Raw genomic sequence first — 20,208 nt, 5'->3', positions numbered from 1 at the left:
GTGGCGCGGTGACGGTTCAGGTGATCGTGCTCAACGGTGCTTCCAGCTCGGGCAAGTCCGGGATCGTGCGGTGCCTCCAGCACGTGCTCGCCGATCCGTGGCCGGCCTTCGGCGTCGACTCCTTCATCGCCGCGCTGCCCGCGCGGATGCGGGCGTCGAACGGCGGCGTCGCCTTCGCCGCGGACGGCGCGGTGCAGGTCGGCCCCGACTTCATGGCGCTGCAGACGGCCTGGATGGCGGGCGTCGCGGCCATGGCCCGCGCCGGCGCCGGGATCATCGTCGACGACGTGTTCCTCGGCGGCTCCTCGACGCAGCGGCGCTGGCGCCAGGCCCTGGACGGGCTCGACGTGCTGTGGGTCGGGGTGCGCTGCGACGCCGCGGTCGCCGCGGGCCGCGAGCTGGCTCGCGGCGACCGGGTGCCGGGCATGGCCGCGCTGCAGGCGCCGGTGGTCCACGACGGCGTCCGCTACGACCTGGAGGTGGACACGACGCACACCGAGGCCCTGGTGTGCGCGCGGGCCATCGCGGCGCGGGCCGGCTGACCGGCGGACGGGGTCCGGCCGCCGGCCGGCGCGGCCCGTCAGCCGAAGCGGCCGTGCACGTAGTCGGCGGTGCGGGAGTCGCGCGGGCTCTCGAACATGGCTTTGGTGGGGCCGTGCTCGACGATCACACCGGGGGTGCGGTGGGCGGCCAGGAAGAAGGCGCAGCGGTCGGAGACGCGGGCGGCCTGCTGCATGTTGTGGGTGACGATCACGATGGTCACCTCGCGCACGAGTTCGGCGATGGTCTCCTCGATGCGGCGGGTGGAGGTGGGGTCCAGCGCCGAGCAGGGCTCGTCCATCAGCAGCACCCGCGGCCGGACCGCCAGCGAGCGCGCGATGCACAGCCGCTGCTGCTGGCCGCCGGACAGGGCGCCGCCGGGCTGGCGCAGGCGGTCGTTGACCTCGTTCCACAGCCCGGCCTTGGTCAGGCACTCCTCGACCAGGTCGTCGCGGTCGGCGCGGCGCATCCGGGTGCCGGTGAGCTTCAGTCCGGAGGTCACGTTGTCGTAGATGGACATGGCGGGGAACGGGTTGGGCTTCTGGAAGACCATGCCGATCTGGTGCCGGGCATCGGTGAGCCGGCGTCCAGGCGCGTAGATGTCCTGGCCGGCCAGCAGCACCTCGCCGGCCAGCGAGGCGCCGGGGACCAGCTCGTGCATCCGGTTGAGGATGCGCAGGAAGGTGGACTTCCCGCAGCCGGAGGGGCCGATCAGCGCGGTGACCTCGCCGGCCCGCATGTTCAGCGAGACGCGGTCCAGGACCTTGTGCTCGCCGAACCAGGCCGAGATCTCGCGTGCCTCCAGGCCGGCCAGCCCGTCGGAGGGGTGCGGCGCCGGGGCGGGCAGGTCGGGAATGGTGGTGGTCACGGGTGCTCCTCGTCGCGGGCGGGCGGCTACAGCAGGTTGGGCAGCAGGCGGGCGATCTGGTCGGCCATGGACAGGCCGAGGAAGCCGAGCACGGGCGCGCCGACGATCCACGCCTGGCGCGGGCCCCAGCGGAACCGCGCCCAGGTGATGACGGCGGCGGCGATCGCGACCGCCTGCCCGTAGAGCACCACCGCGATCCAGGCGCGGTCGTCGCCGGCCAGGGTGCCCTCCTCGGGGGGCAGGGTGCCCGCGGCGATGACCCGGCCGGGGGCCGGCTGGACCTCGGAGACCAGTTCGGCGTCCACCCGCAGCACGTCTTCGGGCAGGAAGGGGCGGCCGTGCGCGGTGACCAGGGTGAGCCGTCCCTCGTCCTGCGCCGGCGGCTGCGGCAGCGGGTCGCCGGGCAGCCGCACGCCGAGCACCCGGTAGCCGTGCTCGCCCTGGCCGGTGGTGACGGTGAACTCGGTACCGGGGGCGAGGGTGGCCAGCTCGGCGAAGGGTCCGCCGTAGGCGGCCTGCCGCCCCATGATCACGCTGGTGCCGGCCTGGCCGGGCAGCACGGTGTCGCGCCGGTGGCCGGGTCCGTCGGCGAGCACGGAGGAGGTGGTGCCCTCCCCCACCACGGTCCGCAGCCCGATGGCGGGGATCTCCAGCAGCGCCACGGGGGCGCCCATGGCGACCAGCCGCGGCTGCGCCTCGGGGTCGAGCGGGTCGACCACGGTCTGCCCGGTGGGGGCGAGCGCGTTGGCGAGCTGGGCGCGCAGTTCGGTGTAGGCGATCTGCTGGGCCCGCTCGTAGCGCAGCTGGCTGACGACGGTGACGTGCGCGACCAGGCCGAGCAGGAAGGCGGCCAGGATGGACAGGGCCATGCCCGACACGTAGACCGACAGCGGCGCGGCCACCACGGCGGGCGGCCGGGGCGCGCGGGTGCCGCCGCCGGCGGCGGGCGCGGGTTTCGGCGGCGCGGGCGGCGCGGCCTGCACCGGCGGCAGGTCGGGCAGCGTCGCCGTGGCCGTCGCCGGGCCGCTGCCGGGCGTGGGTCCGGCGCCGTCGGCGCCGGGCGGCGGGGTGGTCATGCGCGGTCCTCCTCACGAGGTGCCTGGACGTTCGGGTGCGCGGCGGCGCCGGCCGGCGGGTCCGGCCGGCCGGCGCCGCGGCCGCGGGGGCCGTGCCCGGTGGATCAGGCGTGCGCGGGCCCGTCGTCGTCGGAGCGGCCGAAGCTGAGCAGCTTGCGGGCCTGGCCGGTCCGCATCAGCCCGTAGCCGGCGCCGGTGAGCGCGAGGCCGCCGAGCACCAGGCCGGCGATGGCGACACCGGTCTGCGGCAGGCTGCCGCCACCGCCGTCGCCGCCGGGCGTGTCGTCACCGTCGCCGCCGGGGCCCGGGTCGGTGGGCGGCGGGGTGGAGCCGTCGCCGACGGTGTAGCCGAACTCCACCAGGTGGGCGGAGTCGGCCCCCTCCATGGCGAGGGTGAAGCTGCCGTCGGGGTGCGACTCGGCCAGCGTGTACGGGAAGGCGATCACACCGTCGTCGTCGGCCTCCTGGGTGCCGACGTCCTGCGGGAAGCCGCCGGGGTCATCGGAGGGCGAGGGCTCGGGGCTCGGCGAGCCGCTGGGGCCGGCGCTGGGCGAGGCGCTGGGCGCGGGCGGCACCACCGGCTCGCCGTAGAGCGTGACGGCGACCGTCTCGCCCGGCTCGTAGCCGCGGGCAGTGATGTTCACCGTCTGGCCGGGCAGCAGGTTCGGGTTCTCGCCCAGCTCGTTGCCCTCCTCGTCGGTGACGGTGAGATCGTCGTCGGCCGGGGGCGGGGTGTCGCTGGGGTCGGGCGAGGGCGTCTCCGACGGGTCCGGCGAGGGCGACTCCGAGGGGTCGGGCGAGGGCGAGGGCGAGCCCGACGGGTCGGGGTCGGGGTCGGGCTGCTCGTCGGACAGAGCCCAGCCGGTACCGGTGACGGTAATCCAGGTGGCGTAGTAGTCGGGGCTGATCTCGCCGCTCTCGCTGCCGCAGATGATCCGCAGCTCGTAGTCGCCGGCCACGGGCGGGTTCTGGGTGACCTGGGTCAGCGCCCGGCGCGGCGTGATTGGCAGCGATTCGGCCTCGTCGTAGCCGCCCGCGGCCACGGCCACCGCCATGGCGACGAAGCTGTCGCCCCCGACCGGTCCGGCCTGCAGGGTGTAGGAGTTGCCGTAGCCGTCCGGGCAGCCGCCGTCGGCGGTGGCGAGGGCGGCGAAGGGGTTCTCGGTGACCTCGCCACCGGTCACCGGCGCGCCCGCCGCGTCGGAGAACTCGACGGCGCCGATCACGTCGGCCCCTGCGGGCTGGGCGGCGAGCACGGCCGCGGCGCCCGCCACCGCCATGGCGGCCGCACCGGCGAGCAGCCGGGGGAACAGGTGTCTCATGGGTATCGCTCGATCCTGGTGAGGTGTCGGTCAATGCCGGAACCGCCCGCTGGCCGGACGCCCGAGGGCGTCCGGCCGGAGGCGGCGCTTCTTCGTCGCGGTGTCATTCGGAGGGTGGTGACCGGTGCCGGTCTCCGGTGGCCCGGACGGACCACCGGAGCCGGTCCTGCTCGGCTAGAGAGCCACCCAGTGGTCGCCGATCACGGCGATCCGCCGGTCAAAGTACTGGTCCGCCAGCACCCCGAGTTCGTCGGAGCACTGCACGCGCAGGTGGTAGATGCCGCGGGCGTCGGCGCCGAGCGCGGCGTCCAGGGAGCGGGTCGCGGAGACCTCCACCGACTCGCCCTGGTCGTAGCCGCCCGCGCTCAGGTAGGGCGCGAGGTTCACGAAGGTGTCGCCCCGTCCGACGCGGAAGGCGACGAAGTTGCCGTAGCCCTCCGGGCAGGCGTCGGTCGTCTCGGCGCCGGTGACGAACGGGGTGGTGTCGGTGCGGCCGAGGCGCTGCGGCAGCTCGATGGACCCGATGACGTTGGGGTCGCGGTGGCCGCGGGCGGCCGACTCGTCGGCCTGGGCCGGTGCGGCGAACAGTCCTGCGGCGAGCACGCCGGCCGCGGCCGCCGCGGCGGCGAGGGTTCTGCGCATGGTCTCCCTTTCGGGTGCGAGATGGGGGACCGGATGGCCGGCCGGGACCGGCCATCCGGGTTACTGCGGAAGGGAAGCGGTGGTGCTACGGCAGGACGTTCGGGAACGCCCGGTAGGTCTCGGCGTCACCGCACTCGTCGTGCACGAGGAAGCCGTACTGCTGCACGACGGCCTCGGCGGCGGGGGCGCAGATCTCGGCCGTGTCGCCGTTGGAGACGAACACGTCGTTGATCAGCTGGTAGTCGGGGTCGGCCGGGTTGTCCACGGCGGCCGACGGGACGATGTAGTAGACGGGCCGGGTGATCGGGAAGTTCTCGTTGAGGACACCGCTCACCACCGGCGCCTGGCCGCCCACGGAGCCCAGCTCGGCCGGGCCGCGGCGGTCGGGCACGCCGGGAAGGTTGTTGCCCTGCGCGATGTACTGCGCGATAGAGAAGGGCACGATGTCGGAGGTGGTCTGCAGGGCGGCGCCGTCGTGCTCCTGGTCGCCGCGGTCCTGGATGCAGGGGTACAGGTCGAGGTCGCCCTCGGCGATGCCCACGCGGGACAGCCAGAACTGGCGGGTGCCCGAGCCGGCCTGCGGGATCACCGGGGTGACCGGCTCACCGAGGATGCTGGTGATGGTGCACTGGTAGATGCCCCGCAGCTGGGTCTCGGTGAGGTTGCGCGGCAGGAAGCTGTCCTCGTGCACCGCGAAGGTCACCGCGTCGACGGCGGCCGGCACGTAGGCGAGGTCGCCGGCGGGGTCGAAGGTGGCGCCGGAGGAGGACCGGGCGAAGTCGAAGCAGCCCTCGCGGACACCGTCGTTGTCGATGGACTCGATCAGCGCGTCACGGCCCTGGCTGGAGCCGTTCGGCCGGACGATGTCCTCGCACTGCGGGTGGGTGGCGGGGTTCTTTGTGGTGATGAGACCGCCGACCTCCTGGGTCTGCGGGTCGCGAGCGTTCCAGGAGGCGAGGGTGTCACCGCCGTCGATCAGCTCGGCCAGGCCGTTGGAGACGTCCTGGGTGGTGTCCGAGCCGCTGCCGGCCAGCAGCCGGTAGTCGGTGGCGGGGACCGGGTCGGCCGAGGCGGGGGCGGCCAGCCCGAGGGTCAGGCCGGCGACCGCGATGCCGGCGGCGAGCTTGGCGAAGGTCATGACCTTCATTCTCTTCGTCCCTTTCGTGAGACTTAAGAGTTTGGTGCGCAGTTGCGCGCCACCGGTATAATCTCCGACCCCGTCAGAATCGACCACTAATTGATCATGTTGATTTGGTTAACGAAACCAGTTGGACAGCTTCCGGAAACATGCAGGTAATACGCATATGAGCACGCGATCATGAACGGTAGGTGTATGCCTCCGATTCGCACACGGAACCGCTTTACGGGCCGATGTTTCTGTGCATGTCGAATATCGCTCGGTGCAATCAGATAATCACTGGCCGACCTCCCGTGGCCCAGATTCCCGGACCGCGCGGGAGATGAAGGGAAGGCGCCGGCCCAGAGAACTCTGCGCGGTCATGGAAACACGGTTTGCATTCAATTCGATATATGAACGGGCATACGATTGGCGGCCTGGGCGGCGACACCGGGCGTGCCGCTACGGCACGATGTCGGGGTGTGCGCGGAGGGCGTCCGAACCGCAGCCGACGAGCCCTCCCTCGTACGGCAGGAAGCCGTGGTCGGCCAAGATCTCTTCAGCGGCGGGTGTGCAGATCTCGGCCGTATCGCCGTCGGAGACGAACACGTCGTGGACCAGCGTGTGGTGAGGGTGGCGCGGATCGTCCACGGCCGCGGAGGCAACGACGTGGTAGACGGGCCGGGTGATCGGGAAGTCCGCGTTGAGGACGCCGCTCACGATCGGCGCCTGGCCATTGATCCAGCCCAGCTCGGCCGGGCCGCGGCGGTCGAGCACACCGGGCATGTTGTTCCGCTGGGCGATGTACTGGGGGATGGAGAACGGCATGATCTCGGAGGTGTTCCGCAGCCCCGAACCGTCGTTGGGCTGGTCGCCGCGGTTCTCGATGCAGGGGTACAGGCCCTGCGAGAGTTGGGCCTCGCTGATGTTCATCAGGCTCAGCCAGAAGGAGCGGGTCCCCGAACCGTGGTGCGGGAGCACTGGCCGGACTTGGGCACCGCCGATGCTGGTGGTGACGCACTGGTAGATGTTGCGCAACTGGTTCAGGGTCAGGTTGCGCGGCAGGAGGCCGCGCTCGTGGCGCGCGTAGGTCACCCCGTCAACGGCGTGGGGGATGTAGGCAAGGTCGCCATTGGCACTGAAGGTGGCACCGACGGAGGATCGGGCGAAGTCGAAGCAGCCGTCGCGCACGCCGTCCGGATGGATGGCCCCGATCAGGGCGGTGAGGCCCTCATGGGAACCGTTCGGCCGCGCGATGTCGCCGCACTGCGGGTGGGTGGCGGGGTTCTTGGTGGTGATGAGGCCGCCCGCCTCGCCTGTATCGGGATCGACGGCGTTCCATGAGGAGACGGTGTCGCCGGCACCGATCAATTCGAAAAGGGCATTGGAGACGTCCTGGGTGGTATCAGAGCCACCGCCGGCCAGCAGTCCGTACGCCGCGCCGGGCGGATCGGCCGCGGCGGGGACCGCGAGTCCGGTGGCCAGACCGACGGCGGCGATGACGGCGGCGAGTCCGGTCAAGGGCACGACCTTCATCTTCATCCCTTTCCTGCGCTGGCGGGTCCTTGTTCGACACGAGCGGTCCGATGGTCTTCGGCGGCGAATCATGACGCGCGTCGGCGCGGAGCGGTTTTCTGGCGGCGGTCGGCCGTCGCGGATTCTTCGGTTCGGTGTTCGGAAACGTCCGTACCCGCGAAGCGTGAGCGAGTGGGAACTGCCGCCGGTCCCCCGCCGACCGGTTCTCCAGGCGGCGGGGGACCGGGCGGACGTAACGGCCCGGAAAGCTCTGTGCAGTTGTCAAAACACGTTTTCGTTCGGCCGGATCAGTGCGGCTTCATGCCCTCACAGTCCGGTCCGGCGGGGAGCGAATCGCAGTAGCAGAGGACCGAGGAGGGCGGCCAGGAGGCCGGTGGCCAGGGCGGCGATCAGCGCCCAGCGCAGCCAGCCGGCCGGGGTCGTCGGGGTGATGCCGGCGACCAGCGGGGTATCGCTCGGCAGGGCGCTGGGCTCGCCGCCGTCCGGCACCTCGTCGGTGGGGCCGCCGCCGGTGTCGTCCGGGCCGAGGTCGTCGGTGCCCGGGCCGTCGGCGACAGGAACCAGGTCGGGTGCCGGGCCCAGGTCGTCGTTGGAGAAGGGGGGCGGGTCGTCGAGGCCGCCGGCGCCGGGATCGTCCGGACCGCTCCCGCCGCCCGGAGTCTCGGCCGCCACGCAGCCCAGGGTTCCGTCGGCCCGCTCCTCCACGGCCAGGCCGTCGTCCTCCAGGTAGTCGGCGACGCATTCGGTCTGGGCACGCATCGGCCCGGGCAGCGGAAGGTAGCCGGGTGGGAGCATGCCCGCCCCGACGCCCGGCCGCTGGCCTTCGTCGGCCGCGTAGCGCAGGAAGGCGGCGTAGTCGCCCACCGCCTCCTCGTCGCCGGACTCGGTGTTGGCGGCGGCGTAGGTGAGCAGGGTCAGCGGGTAGGCGTCGGCGGACACCGCCTCGGGGTCGACCTCGAACACGCCCGGGGCCGCGTCGCTGGGGACCATCGCCTCGATGCCCGCGGCCAGCCCTTCCTCATCGGCGGCCGCGAACTCCCCCGCCTGGTTGCGCAGGTTCGCGGTGGCGAGCCCGAAGCGGTCGGCGGCGGTGGTGTCGGTGATGCTCAGGATCAGCCGCTGGCCCGGGTTCTGCGGGTCGCCTTCCCGGTAGCCGGGCCTGGGCAGCATGTTGGGGTCCCACACCGTCGCGCTGTGGTCGTCGGCCCGCAGGGTGTTGCGGGCGGTCTCCGCCATGTCGTCCATGTACGGGGAGAGCGCGATGGTGTCGTAGCCGGGCCGGTCGGCCGCCGCGGAGAACCGCGTCGGGTCTTCCTTGGGGAAGTTCTGGAAGGGCGTCTCGGTCAGGCCGATGGCCTCGTAGTGGGGGTTGACCACCATGCCCCACTCGTCGGGCTGCCCCTCCAGCCAGGCGCGCGCCTCCTCGTCGGCGATGATGTACCGCCACACCTCGCGGATGGCGTCGGAGTAGTAGATCGGCACCAGCAGCGGATGGCGGGTCACCGGCATCACGTCGGCCAGCTGCGGGTTGTGCTGGAGGAAGTCGGGGTCCTGGAGGAAGTTGACCGGATTGCCCGCGACGTGCTCGGCGTCGGGGTTGTTCGGCTGGCTCCCGCCCGGCACGTGGATGCGGTAGGACTGCGTGAGCAGTTTGGCCAGCAGCCGGGGCGTGAGGTTGAGTTCGTCCAGCGGCACTCCTTGGAGGGCCTGCTGCTCGGGGCTCCGCGGCTCGGGGTAGTTGCGTTCGATGTTGAAGCCGATCGCGACCCCTGACGCGGCCACGGGGGCGTGCACCACGGAGTCGTCGCCGGCGACCGGCAGCTGCGTGAGGGCGAGCGGTGCGCTGTCGCCTCCGGCGGCCACCTGGCCGCGCGCCTGCTGGTCGGAGACGAGCGTGTAATTGTAGGCGGCCCCGCCCCCTGCGCACAGGGTGGTCTGCCAGGAGCTGAGCGCCTCGGACATCAGGTCGGTGCCGAGGATGGAGCGCTCCGGGGCGCCGATCGGGCAGAACTCGCCCACCGGCGCGAAGTCCAGCGGCACCTGGATCCGCTGGGCCCAGTTGGTCGGTTGCAGCGGAGATCCCCACTGCAGCGGATGCGGACTGCCGTCGGGCAGGTGCTCACCGCGCGGCACGATCACCAGCCAGCACGAGCGGCCCGTCACCTCGCCGTCCGGGCCCTCCTGCGCGGCACCGCAGCCCAGGTGCTGCGCCTCGGTCACCGTCTGAGTCTCGAAGTAGACCCGGCCGGTTCCGTTGCCGCTGGTGCGCGCGCCGACGATCTCGTTGGTGTTGTTGAAGCTGAAGTAGGTGCCGATGCCCGCCGCCGGCACGGTGGTGCCGTCGACCGCGGTGAAGCGGCCGTCGAAGGTGCCGGCCGGGTCGGGGGTCCGGTTGAACGGATCGCGGAGCTGGGTGAAATGGCCGTAGAGATTGGCCGAATTGGGCGGATACCCACCGAACTGGCACTGCTCGGGTTCGGGCCCCTCGGGGCCACCCCAGCACTGCATGAGCTGCAGGTAGTGGTTGCCGTAGGGGACGTCCTGGCCGTCGTGGGTACCGCGCGTGGTGGGCCGCCCCCCGGTCCACGAGACCGAGATGGACTGGTTCACCAGTCCTTCCGTCTGCGAGACCGTGACCTCCAGGTCGCGGAAGCCCTGGTACATGAAGTGCTCGGGGTCGCGAGTCCCGTCGTCCCAGCGCACGGTGACGGCGGAGTCCGTCAGCTCGCCCGGGTCGGCCGCCGCCGGGGCGGCCGGGCCGAGGGCGAGGGTCGCGGTGGCGATCATCAGGGCGCCGAGTGCGGCGCCGGTGCGGCGGACCGGGGTGGCTCTCATGATCTCCTCCGTGCGGTGACCAGGCGGGAGACGAGCGGCGGGCCGACGACCAGAGCGATCAGGGAGACGCCGGCCAGCAGCATCAGGGTGTGCCGCAGGCCCCAGCCGGAGTCGGCCATCAGCGAGACCGGGATCCCGGCGACGGGCTGGCCGCCGGCCCCCAGCCCGTCGCCGCCGATCACCTCGCCGGTCTCGGGGTCGACCGCGCCGCCGCCGGCCAGCGGGTCGCCGGACGCGGCCGAGTCGGGGTCGGGGTCCTCGCTGTCGGGGATGCCGTCGCCGTCGGAGTCCTGCCCGCCGCCTCCCCCGCCACCGCCGCCGCCGTTGTCGCCGCCGCCGCCACCGCCGCCGCCGTTGTCACCGCCGCCTCCCCCACCGCCGCCGCTGTTGTCGACGGGCGTCTCCTCCTCCGCGCCGCCGGTGCCGCTGGCGCACTGGGTGGGGCCGCGGCGGTCGCAGTCGGGCGGCTGCGGCGCGTTCTCGGCGAGGGTGTTGCTGCCGTCGCTGGAGAAGGTGGGGTTGTTGCAGCTGGCGATGTTGACGTTCTCGACGTCGGCGCCGGGGATGCGCTCGATCTGGTCGAAGCCCGCCTCGACCAGGTTGATCGGCAGCGGCGAGTAGCCCAGCACGCCGGCCTGGCGCTGGCCCTCGCACAGGAAGTAGTCGGCGAAGGCCCCCAGCGTGCGGCCGTGGGCCTGGGTGAACCCGGTCTCCGTGCTGGTCGGCAGGATCATGTAGGAGTAGCTGGACAGCGGGTAGGCGCGCCGGTCGTTGTGCCGGTAGACGTTGCGCAGGTCCTGGGTGAGGTAGGCCGACGAGTTCGGGTCCTCGTTGATCCTGGCCCGCAGCAGGCCCACCGCCACGTACTCCGCTGTCGGCTCCACGTAGTAGTCCTGGGCGTTGAGGACCTTGGCCACCGGGAAGCCGGTGTTGAGGGCGTAGGAGTACTCCACGTAGGTGATGGAGCCCACCGCGTTGTTGCGGGACACGTAGCCCGACACGCCCAGCGAGCCCGACTGGGCGACCATGCCGTTGACCGTCGGGTAGTTGGAGGTCTGCGTGCACGGGTTGAGGCCGGTCTGCGCGCAGTAGTCCTGCCAGATCCCCCGGTGCTCGGTCTCCAGCCAGGTGGTGAACTGCGCCGAGGTGCCCGAGCCGTCGGAGCGCACCACCGGGGTGATGGGGGTGGCGGGCAAATTCAGGCCGGGGTTGTCCTCGGCGATGGCCGGGTCGTTCCAGCGGGTGATGTCGCGGGTGAAGATCCGCGCGATGACCTCGCCGGACAGCCGGAGGTTGGTGACGCGCCTGCTGCCGATGCGCAGGTTGTACATGAACGCGGTGCCGCCGGCCACGATCGGCATGTAGGCGTAGTCGCGGTTGGGCGGCGAGTCCACGTTCTGGCCGTCGCGCAGTCCGTAGGGGATCTCCGAGACGGCGAACTGGACGGTGCCGTTGCGGAACTGGTTGCGGCCGTCGGAGGAGCCGGTGCCGGAGAAGTCGACGACCATGCCGTAGTTGGCCCGCACATTGCGGACCCACTGGTCGACCATGTTCTGGCTCCAGGTGGAGCCGGCCCCCGAGATCCTGGTGTAGGAGGTGTCCGCCGCCGCGGGCGGCACGGTGACGCCCAGCAGCGCGAGAACGGCCAGCACCGCGAACGCGCGCAGCGGGCTGTGCCGCCGCGGCGGTGCGGGGCGGGCGCCCGGTCGGGTGGACGTGGGCATCGGAACGGCTCCTTGTCGGCGGGGGGTCGCGTCGGGCTGGCGCGGGCCGCTCATCGCGGCGGCTCCGCTGCGGGGGCGTCGGACGGGAGGGCGTACGCGTTCGCGCGCTGGGCGGCGCGCCGGGCCATCCGGGCGGCGTCGCGGCGCGACCGGCGCACCCGTCGGTGCTCCTGGCGGCGGCTGAGCCGGCCGGGTCCGCGGCCGCCGATGATCCTGGCCAGCACGAACAGCACCAGGACGAGCACCATCAGGGTGAAGGCGGCGCCGAAGCCGCGGGCGATCATGGCGGGCTCGGGCGAGGCGATCAGCCGGAAGGCCAGCAGCGGCAGCGACACCATCGGGCCTTCGAGCGGGTTCAGGTTCAGGTTCGTGGTGAAGCCGGCGGTGATCAGCACCGGCGAGGTCTCACCGATGCCGCGTGCGGTGCCGAGGATAACGGCGGTGGTCAGCCCGGAGCGGGCGGTGGGCAGGGTGACGTGCCAGACGGTGCGCCACTGGCTGGCGCCCAGCGCCAGCGACGCCTCGCGCAGGGTGCCGGGGACCAGCCGGATCACCACGTCGGCGGCCCGGATCACGATCGGCAGCATCATCACGGTGATGGCCAGCGAGGCGGCGAAGCCCGACAGGTCCAGGCCGAGCAGCATGATCGCGGTGGCGTAGATGAACAGGCCGGCCACGATGGACGGCAGCGCGGTCATCGCCTCCACGATGGTGCGCACGAAGCGGCTGAACGCCCCGGGCAGTTCGTTGAGGAAGACCGCGCACAGGATGCCCAGCGGCACGGTGATGGCCAGCGCGATGGCGATCTCGATCAGGGTGCCGGCGATGCCGTGCAGGATGCCGCCGACCTCCAGGCCCTGCAGCGGCCCGGCCAGGCTCATGTCCTGGGTCAGGAAGTTCGGGAACAGCAGCGGCTCGTACCCGCGGACCAGGGTGAACACGATGACCAGGGCCAGCCCGGCCAGCAGCACGTAGGCGATGGTGGCCGCCAGCGCGGCCGCCACCCGGTCCGGCACCGCCGGGCCGCTCTCGTCCAGCGACACCAGCAGCGCGTAGACGCCGAGGAAGAGCAGGTAGCTCAGCACCGCGAAGCCGAGCAGGCCGGTGAAGGGGGTGAGCTGGGTGTAGAGCAGCCCGGCGGTGGCCAGCGCGGCCGCGGCCGCGCCGAGCATCGCCCAGTAGTCGGTGGCGCGCAGCGTGGTGGTGACGCGGCGCCGTTCGGGGCCGCCGGGCGAGGGCCGGGGCAGGGTGGTGGTGCCGGCGAGGTCGGGGCCGGGCTGGGTGCTGATCCGGGTGGCGACCTCGGGCAGGGAGCGCGGTTCCGGGCGCGGCGGCGCGCCCGGGGCGGCGGTCAGCTCGGTCGTCTCCGCGGCGTCGACGGCGGGCAGCGTCCGGGTGTCGCCGACGCGGACGGACGGGATGGTCGCGGTGGGCGCGTCCCCGGCGGCGATGTCCTCGCCCATGGCGCGCTGCTCGGCCGGCGAGGGCCGGTGCGGCTCGGTCATCGGACCCCCTAGGCGTCGCTGGCGGCGCCGGACCGGCTCCGCGCGATGATCGACGATGCGACGAAGTTGACCGCGAGGGTCATCAGGAACAGCGCCAGGCCGGCGGCCATCAGGGCCGAGATCGCGAAGGGGCTGGCCTCGCCGTAGCGGAGCGCGATCAGCGCCGACACCGAGTTGGCGCCGTTCTCCAGGATGTGCGTCTGGATCTCGAAGACCGGCGAGATGATCAGGTAGACGCCGATGGTCTCGCCCAGGGCCCGGCCGAGGCCGAGCATGGTGCCGCCGATGATGCCGCCCGTCCCGAAGGGCAGCACGACGGTGCGGATCATGCCCCACTTGGTGGCGCCCAGCGCGTAGGCGCCCTCGCGCTCGCCCGCGGGCGCCTGAGAGAAGACCTCGCGCATCACCGAGCAGGCGATGGGGGTGACCATCATCGCCACCACGATCCCGGCGATGAAGGTGGACGAGGTGAGCGCGGTGCCCGCGGCGATGGGGTCGCGCGGGTCGAAGCCGTCCACCCGGAAGATGGGAATCCAGCCGGCGTAGGTGGCCAGCCAGCGCGGCAGCCCGTCGCCCTGCGGCCCGACCACCAGCAGCTCGGGCTGGAGCAGGAACAGCCCCCAGATGCCGTACACGACGCTGGGCACCGCAGCCATCAGGTCGACCAGGCTCACCAGGGTGCGGCGCAGGCCCCGGGGCGCGTACTCGGAGATGTACAGGGCGGTGCCGACGGCCAGCGGCACCGCGATGACCACCGCGACCAGCGCGATCAGGACGGTTCCGGTCAGCACGGCCGCGATGCCGAACACGCCGGAATCCGGGTTCCACTCCGAGGTGGTGAAGAAGCTCCAGCCCGCCACCTGGAGCGCCTGCCACGCCTGGTAGGTGAGGAAGACGCCGACCAGGCTCATGACGGCCAGCACCGTGAAGCCGCCGGCCCGGGCCAGCAGCCGGAACACGTGGTCGTCGGGGCCGATGGACGCCTTGACGCGGCGCGGCGCGTCCTCGCCCTCGGCGGGTGGCGGCTGGACGGTGCCGCCCGGGTCGTCCGGGCCGCCGGGGCCGCCGCCGTCCTCGGGCGGCAGCGGCGCCGTCACGGTCGCGGCCACCGGAGCGCCTTCCTGGCGTGCGCCCGCGCGGTGGCGCGGACGTCGGCGGAGCTGGTCACTGCCGGGTCTCCTCAGCTGCTGCGGACGGCCGCGGACGGCTGATCGCCACGGCGCGTATCGCGACAAAAGTTACGGAGCGGTTCAGTACGCGCTCCGGACATTTCCCCGACAGGAGTGTGATGGCGAAGTGAACAAATGGTGCCGAACACGGCATCTCTCTGGACGATCCTTTTTTGGACCGTCGAATATCCCTGATCCCTTTACCGGGGCGCCGGCGGCGGGGTCCCGGCACGTGACCGGCCGCCCACAGTCGGTCAGCGCGGGCCGGAGTCCCGCAGCAGCCGCCCTTCCCGCCCTCCGGCGGTGCGGCACGGCAGGCCGCTCGCGGCCGCGCGGCAGGTCAAAAGGGCTGCCGGCGCACATCCGCCATGATCGAAAAGACGGTCCCGGGAGTGCGGAAACTGCGCCATGAAATGCAGCGGAATACGGCTATTTCGCTGAAGCAAAGGTGAACGGAGCCTAAATCGGCCGCGGCGGTGCAGCCGGTTTCGGTCCGGTCCCGCGAGCACACCGCCCGTCAGCCGGACCGGAACGGCCCCGCGCTCCGCGAATCGGACGGAGCGCGGGGCCTTCCCTCAGACCGACGCCCGCGCGTCGGCGTCCTCCGGGGCCGGATCGGCCGGTCCGACCTCCGTGCGGGCCGCCCGCCGCCACAGCACCAGTGCCGTGACCGCCACCGCGAGCGCCAGCAGGATCGTGGCGGGGTAGCCCTCGAAGGGCCCCGCGTTGCCCTCGCCGCCGAGCAGCCGGGAGGCGTGGGGGTGGCTGAACCAGGCCACGGCCAGCGGCGACTCGAAGGAGACCAGCCCCCAGGTGGTGAACCAGAGCGGTACGGCGTGCAGGGCGACCGCCGCCCACAGCGAGCGCCCGGCCAGGGTGAGCAGCGCGGCCAGCACCGACCACAGCAGCAGGTTGGCGGCCAGCGCCCAGTGGAAGTGGTGCGCGGTTCCGAACAGCAGGCTGAGCGGGTTGACGAAGTGGAACAGCGCGAAGCCGGCGGACGAGAAGGCCACCGCGGCCGGCACCCCCCAGCGCACCGCGGTCGTCTGCAGCAGCCAGCCCCGGAACAGGATCTCCTCGATCGCGATCATGATCAGCCGGTTCAGGTACATGACCGGGATCCACACCAGCAGCAGCGCGGCGGCCGCGTCCGGCACCTGGACCCAGCGCTCCAGCCGCAGATTGCCCAGCAGGAACTGCAGGCCCAGCCAACCGAGCACGAAGGCCAGCCCGATACCGAAGCCCAGCGCGTGCCGCGACCAGGCGCCGCGCTCCAAGCGCAGGCCGAGCGTGCCGAAACCGCGCCGCTCGTAGAACCGCAGCCACAGCCACAGCAGCACGAAGATCGGCGCGTGCTGCAGCACGGTGAACACCAGCCGCATGGCGAAGGCCGGATGGCCGGTCGGTTCCTCCGGAAACAGCATCGCGAAGGGCGTGATCAGCAGTGTGCCGAGCACCGTCCCGATCGCGTAGATGACCGATACCAGCACAAGCGCGAGCAGCGGATGGGTGGTCCTGCGGCCCGCGGCCCCCGACCGGACGAAAGGATTCTTCTTCGAGAACAACATGCCGCGAAGCTAAGGGCCGCCGCCCACCGGCCGAATCCCCCCGGAGAAACCGTTCCGGCATGTTCACCGCATCCGTCCCAGGACATATCGGGATCTGCCACGCATGACGACGGTCACCGATGTCCCATGACACCGGTCACGAAAATGTCGGAAAGGGGCGAGGAACCGCACCGCCGGAAGGCTCCGCGCTCCGCGAATCGGACGGAGCGCGGAGCCTCGCTCATACCGGCGACCGCGCGTCGGCGCTTTCCGCCGCCGCGTCCACCGCGGCCGGCCCCGCTCCCGCGCGGGCCGCCCGCCGCCACAGCGCCAGCGCCGTGACCGCCACCGCGAGCGCCAGCAGGATCGTGGCGGGAAAGCCTTCGAACGGCCCGCCGCGGCCCTCGCCGCCGAGCAGGCGGGAGGCGAGGGGGTGGCTGAACCAGCCCAGCGCATGCTGCCCCTGGAACGGGGTGAACACCGACATGGTGGAACCGCAGCCACAGCCACAGCAGCGCGAAGACGGGCGCGTGCCCAGTGATCGTGCTCAGCAGCGCCAGTGCGAAGGTCAGATGTCCGACGGAGTCCACCGGGATCAGGAGCCCGAGCGGTGTGATGAGCAGCATGCCCAGCACCATCCCGAGTCCGTAGATCACGGGCGCCGGCAGGAACACGGCGACCGGGTCGGTGACCCTGCGGCCCGCCGCACCCGACCGGACGAACGGATTCTCCTTCGAGATATACATAAGGGAAAGATAATTGTCGTTCCTATCGCGCGAATCTCGCTGGCGACACCATTCCGTCATGCCAGCCGGCCTTTCGCGGGTCATATGTGATCGCCGCCGGCATGACCGTGGTCATGCCCTTCTCCATGACCACGGTCATGGGAGGACATGAAACGGCCGCCGCGGCCGGTTGATCGCCATGCTCATCTCGGCGCGGCGCCGGTGCGCTGCTAATCTGCGGATATGACCGAACCGGATGACGCGGGCGGAGATCGCGCACCGCTGCTGCTGAGTGTTCTGCTGTGGGGCACGCTCGCGGTGCTGTGCGCCGAATTCGTCTACCGGGTCTTTCGGATCCCGGAATGGGCGATGCTGACGCAGTTCGAGCGCATCGCGGTCGGAGCGGGACCGGCGGTGGCACCGATCCTGCTCGCGCTGTGGCCGCTGCTGCGCTGGACCCCGCGCGCACCCGCCTTCCGCAAGGTCCTCAGCGTCGTCTTCCTCAGCGTGCTCACCACGATCGGCATGCTGATGGGCAGCCTGACCGCGGCACTGCTGATGGCGATCGCGATGCTGCACACGGTCTCGGTCTTCGGCACGGTCGGCGGCGTCTGCTACGCCACCTTGCTGACGCTCTACGCCTTCGGCGTCACGTCGACCAATCCGCGCTACGACCTCGGAAGCGCCCTGTTCCAGAGCGCGTTCATCGCCCTCTTCGCCGCCTGGCTGGTGGTGATGGCCACCGTGCTCACCCGCGCCCAGGAGGCCGACCGCCGCAACCGCAGGCTGCTGGCCGAACTCACCGACGCCCACGCCGAACTGGAACGCTCCGCCGCCCGGGTGCGGGAGCTGACCGTCGCGGAGGAGCGGGCCAGGATGGCCCGCGAGATGCACGACTCCGTCGGCCACTACCTCACCGTCATCGGCCTCGGCCTGCGCAATGCGCGCCGCTACCGCACCGCCCGGCCCGACGCCGCCTGGGCCGAGGTCGACCAGGCCGAGGAGCTGACCCACCAGGCGCTCACTGAGACGCGCCGCTGGGTGCGGGCGCTCAAACCGCTCGCCCTGGAGGGCCAGGCCAGCGGAGAGGCGATGCTGGCGCTGGCCGAGTCCTTCGACGCCACCGGCATGGAGGTCTCCTTCCGTACCACCGGCACCGACCCGGGCCTGTCCGAGGAGGCCGAACTGCTGCTCTACCGGGCGCTCCAGGAGGGGCTGACCAATGCCGCCCGCCACTCCGGCGCCGCGCACGTCCGCGCCGAGCTGGCCTTCTCCCCCGCCGCCGCCCGGCTCACCGTCACCGACGACGGCGGCGGCGCCGACCCCGACGCCGTCGAGGCGGGCTTCGGCCTGTCTGGCCTGCGGCAGCGGGCCGAGAGCGCGGGCGGCGCCGTCGCCACCGCGCACCCCGAGGGCGGCGGCTTCGAACTGCGGGTCACCGTACCGGTGGCCGCCCCGCCCGACGCACCGGCGGAGCGGCCCGCGGCGGCCGGAACGGCGGCGCGGTGAGCGCGCCGGTGCGCGTCCTCATCGTCGACGACCAGGTGCTGATGCGGCAGGGGCTGCGGAAGCTGCTGGAGATCGAGGACTCGGTCGAGGTCGTCGGCGAGGCCGCCAACGGCGTCGAGGCGCTGGCCGCCGTCCCCCGTACCCGCCCGCACGTCGCCCTGGTGGACGCCCGGATGCCCCGGATGGACGGGATCGAGCTGGTGCGGCGGCTGGGCGAGGCGCATCCGGAGGTGGCCGCGCTGATCCTCACCACCTTCGACGAGGACGAGTACATCTTCGGCGGCCTGCGCGCCGGCGCCCGGGGCTACCTGCTCAAGGACACCCCGCCCGAGGAGCTGGTGTCCGCCATCGCCAAGGCCGCGCGGGGCGAGACCGTGCTGGGCGGTCCGGCCGCCGCGCGGGTGGTGGCGGCGCTGCGCCGCGCGCCGGCGGAGCCCGCGCCCGGCCCGGCGGCCGAGGCGGGCGGCGGCGCCGAACTGTCGGAGCGGGAGCGCGAGGTGGCCCGGCTGGTCGGCACCGGCGCGGCCAATGCCGAGATCGCCCGCCGGCTGTTCATCACCGAGGGCACCGTCAAGAACCACATCTCCAGCATCCTGCGCAAGCTCGGCCTGCGCGACCGCACCCGGCTGGCGCTGTACGCCGCCAGCCGGCTCGGCCCGCCCTAGGTCCGGCGCTCAGCCCGTCGCGGCGGCGGGTGCGCCCATCCGGCTCATGACGTGCAGCACCAGCGAGCGCAGCACCTCCTTGCCCGACTCGCGCTCACGCGCGTCGCACAGCACCACGGGAAGATCGTCGCCGACGTCCAGGGCGCCGCGCACCTCGTCGGTCGTGTAGTGGTGGGCGCCGTCGAACTGGTTCACCGCCACCACGAAGGGGATGCCGCGCCCTTCGAAGAAGTCCACCGAGGGGAAGCAGCTCTCGAGTCTGCGGGTGTCGGCGAGCACCACCGCGCCGAGCGCGCCGTGGCACAGCTCGTCCCACATGAACCAGAACCGCTCCTGGCCCGGCGTGCCGAACAGGTACAGGACCACGCCGTCGTTGATGGTGATCCGGCCGAAGTCCAGCGCCACCGTGGTGGTGGTCTTGGCCTCCACGCCCGCCACGTCGTCCACGCCGAGGCTGGCCTCGGTCATCACCTCCTCGGTGTTGAGCGGGGTGATCTCGCTGACCGAGCCCACCAGGGTGGTCTTGCCGGCGCCGAAGCCGCCCGCGATGAGGAGCTTGACCGCCAGTGGGAGTTCGTCGGCCGACCGGGGGGTGTCGGCCGTCGTCTCAGAGTCTGCTGATGCCATCGAGAACCGCCTGGAGTACGTTCAGTTCGGGGAGCCGGGCGACGGGGGCGGGAGCCCGGGCGAGGATGTCGCCCCGGTCCAGCAGATCGCCGAGGAGCACCTTCACCACCCCCATCGGCAGGTCGAGCTGCGCCGCGAGCTCGGCGACGGAGATCGGCTGCCGGCAGAGGGAGAGGATGGTGAGGTGCTCTGGGTCGAGCGTCCTGCGGTCGGTCTCGGTGCGTGCCGCGACGACCAGGCTGATCATGTCGAACTCGGTGCGGCCCGACCGGGTGCGCCCGCCGGTCACCGCGTAGGGGCGCACCAGCGGGCCTGCGGCCTCGTCGAACCACGACGAGTCGCCGCGCGTCATCATGACAGCGGCGCGGCGTTCCCGGCCGCCGCGCCCGCCGCCGCGACCCTGGGCATCGAGGCGAGGGACTGCCCCACGCGGCGGACCATCAGGTTCATCTCGTAGGCGATCATGCCGACGTCGGCGTGCTCGGCGCCCAGGACCGCGAGGCAGGCGCCGTGGCCGGCGGCGGTGACGAACAGGAATGCCTGCTCCATCTCCACCACCGTCTGCCGGACCGCCCCGCCGCTGAAGTGCCGGCCCGCGCCCCTGGCCAGGCTCTGGAACGCGGAGGCCATCGCGGACAGGTGCTCGCCGTCCTCGCGGGACAGGCTGGCGGACCTGCCGATGAGCAGGCCGTCCGCTGAGAGCACGATGGCGTGCTGGACGCCGGGCACGCGCTCGCGCATGTCGTCGAGCAGCCAGTCCAGATCCTTTGCGGCCTTGCCCTGTTCGACCATGTTCGACCC

The 20,208-nt window shown here is 72.4% G+C and carries 18 protein-coding genes; 3 read left to right on the top strand and 15 right to left on the bottom strand.

Annotated elements, in window-relative coordinates; genetic code table 11:
* The first annotated feature begins 8 nt into the window (after window positions 1-8).
* A complete protein-coding gene (gene cpt / locus CLV72_RS30605) occupies window positions 9-542 on the top strand; it encodes a chloramphenicol phosphotransferase CPT (RefSeq protein ID WP_146159644.1) in 534 nt (177 codons plus the stop codon).
* A 38-nt stretch (window positions 543-580) separates the two neighbouring features.
* Here cpt and pstB read toward each other — a convergent pair whose 3' ends face one another.
* From pstB to CLV72_RS30545, 12 genes are all read right to left on the bottom strand, one after another.
* Complete coding sequence (pstB, locus tag CLV72_RS30600; protein ID WP_106253717.1) at window positions 581-1,354, bottom strand: phosphate ABC transporter ATP-binding protein PstB; 774 nt, start codon at window positions 1,352-1,354, stop codon at window positions 581-583.
* A gap of 80 nt (window positions 1,355-1,434) precedes the next feature.
* Entirely contained in the window at window positions 1,435-2,484 is a 1,050-nt protein-coding gene (locus CLV72_RS30595) for a sortase (protein WP_106253669.1), read from the bottom strand.
* A gap of 104 nt (window positions 2,485-2,588) precedes the next feature.
* Window positions 2,589-3,806, bottom strand: a complete 1,218-nt coding sequence (locus CLV72_RS30590) for a hypothetical protein (protein ID WP_106253667.1) — start codon at window positions 3,804-3,806, stop codon at window positions 2,589-2,591.
* 174 nt (window positions 3,807-3,980) lie between these two features.
* Window positions 3,981-4,448, bottom strand: a complete 468-nt coding sequence (locus CLV72_RS30585; protein WP_106253664.1) for a hypothetical protein — start codon at window positions 4,446-4,448, stop codon at window positions 3,981-3,983.
* 85 nt (window positions 4,449-4,533) lie between these two features.
* Entirely contained in the window at window positions 4,534-5,586 is a 1,053-nt protein-coding gene (locus CLV72_RS30580; protein WP_170141181.1) for a substrate-binding domain-containing protein, read from the bottom strand.
* 441 nt (window positions 5,587-6,027) lie between these two features.
* Complete coding sequence (locus tag CLV72_RS30575) at window positions 6,028-7,107, bottom strand: hypothetical protein (protein WP_106253659.1); 1,080 nt, start codon at window positions 7,105-7,107, stop codon at window positions 6,028-6,030.
* A 300-nt stretch (window positions 7,108-7,407) separates the two neighbouring features.
* Window positions 7,408-9,936, bottom strand: a complete 2,529-nt coding sequence (locus CLV72_RS30570; RefSeq protein ID WP_106253657.1) for a hypothetical protein — start codon at window positions 9,934-9,936, stop codon at window positions 7,408-7,410.
* Window positions 9,933-11,660: a phosphate ABC transporter substrate-binding protein PstS gene (locus CLV72_RS33770; RefSeq protein ID WP_106253655.1), complete on the bottom strand. Its 1,728-nt coding sequence runs from the start codon at window positions 11,658-11,660 to the stop codon at window positions 9,933-9,935. Before CLV72_RS33770 ends, CLV72_RS30570 begins: the two co-directional genes overlap by 4 nt.
* Window positions 11,661-11,710: 50 nt before the next feature.
* Window positions 11,711-13,165, bottom strand: a complete 1,455-nt coding sequence (gene pstA, locus CLV72_RS30560) for a phosphate ABC transporter permease PstA (protein ID WP_211303183.1) — start codon at window positions 13,163-13,165, stop codon at window positions 11,711-11,713.
* A gap of 8 nt (window positions 13,166-13,173) precedes the next feature.
* Entirely contained in the window at window positions 13,174-14,274 is a 1,101-nt protein-coding gene (gene pstC, locus CLV72_RS30555; RefSeq protein ID WP_245930536.1) for a phosphate ABC transporter permease subunit PstC, read from the bottom strand.
* Between the two features lie 635 nt (window positions 14,275-14,909).
* The gene (locus CLV72_RS30550; protein ID WP_106253653.1) at window positions 14,910-15,902 is read right to left on the bottom strand and encodes a CPBP family intramembrane glutamic endopeptidase; all 993 of its coding nucleotides are present in this window, start codon (window positions 15,900-15,902) and stop codon (window positions 14,910-14,912) included.
* 220 nt (window positions 15,903-16,122) lie between these two features.
* Window positions 16,123-16,368 carry a hypothetical protein gene (locus CLV72_RS30545; protein WP_106253651.1) on the bottom strand — a complete coding sequence of 82 codons (246 nt, stop codon included), beginning with the start codon at window positions 16,366-16,368 and terminating at the stop codon, window positions 16,123-16,125.
* Window positions 16,369-16,849: 481 nt separating this feature from the next.
* On the opposite strand from CLV72_RS30545, the gene CLV72_RS30540 reads away from it, so the two are divergent.
* Together CLV72_RS30540 and CLV72_RS30535 are read left to right on the top strand one after the other, a co-directional pair.
* Window positions 16,850-18,115, top strand: coding sequence for a sensor histidine kinase (locus CLV72_RS30540; protein WP_106253649.1), 1,266 nt, complete (start codon window positions 16,850-16,852; stop codon window positions 18,113-18,115).
* Complete coding sequence (locus CLV72_RS30535) at window positions 18,112-18,780, top strand: response regulator (protein WP_106253647.1); 669 nt, start codon at window positions 18,112-18,114, stop codon at window positions 18,778-18,780. Before CLV72_RS30540 ends, CLV72_RS30535 begins: the two co-directional genes overlap by 4 nt.
* Before the next feature lie 9 nt (window positions 18,781-18,789).
* On the opposite strand, the gene CLV72_RS30530 is transcribed toward CLV72_RS30535, so the two are convergent.
* The 3 genes from CLV72_RS30530 to CLV72_RS30520 are packed head-to-tail and all read right to left on the bottom strand — an operon-like array spanning window position 18,790 to window position 20,199.
* Window positions 18,790-19,407 (bottom strand): GTP-binding protein, encoded by a 618-nt coding sequence (locus CLV72_RS30530; protein ID WP_106253644.1) that lies wholly within the window; start codon window positions 19,405-19,407, stop codon window positions 18,790-18,792.
* Window positions 19,388-19,759 carry a DUF742 domain-containing protein gene (locus CLV72_RS30525; protein ID WP_245930535.1) on the bottom strand — a complete coding sequence of 124 codons (372 nt, stop codon included), beginning with the start codon at window positions 19,757-19,759 and terminating at the stop codon, window positions 19,388-19,390. The genes CLV72_RS30530 and CLV72_RS30525 overlap by 20 nt, the downstream gene beginning before the upstream one ends.
* Window positions 19,759-20,199: a roadblock/LC7 domain-containing protein gene (locus CLV72_RS30520; protein ID WP_106253639.1), complete on the bottom strand. Its 441-nt coding sequence runs from the start codon at window positions 20,197-20,199 to the stop codon at window positions 19,759-19,761. The genes CLV72_RS30525 and CLV72_RS30520 overlap by 1 nt, the downstream gene beginning before the upstream one ends.
* Window positions 20,200-20,208: the final 9 nt, after the last annotated feature.

This window comes from Allonocardiopsis opalescens (genome assembly GCF_003002095.1).
Lineage (GTDB): Bacteria > Actinomycetota > Actinomycetes > Streptosporangiales > Streptosporangiaceae > Allonocardiopsis > Allonocardiopsis opalescens.
The sequence above is the reverse complement of the archived record's forward strand: the minus strand, read 5'-3'. Positions and strand labels throughout refer to the sequence as shown.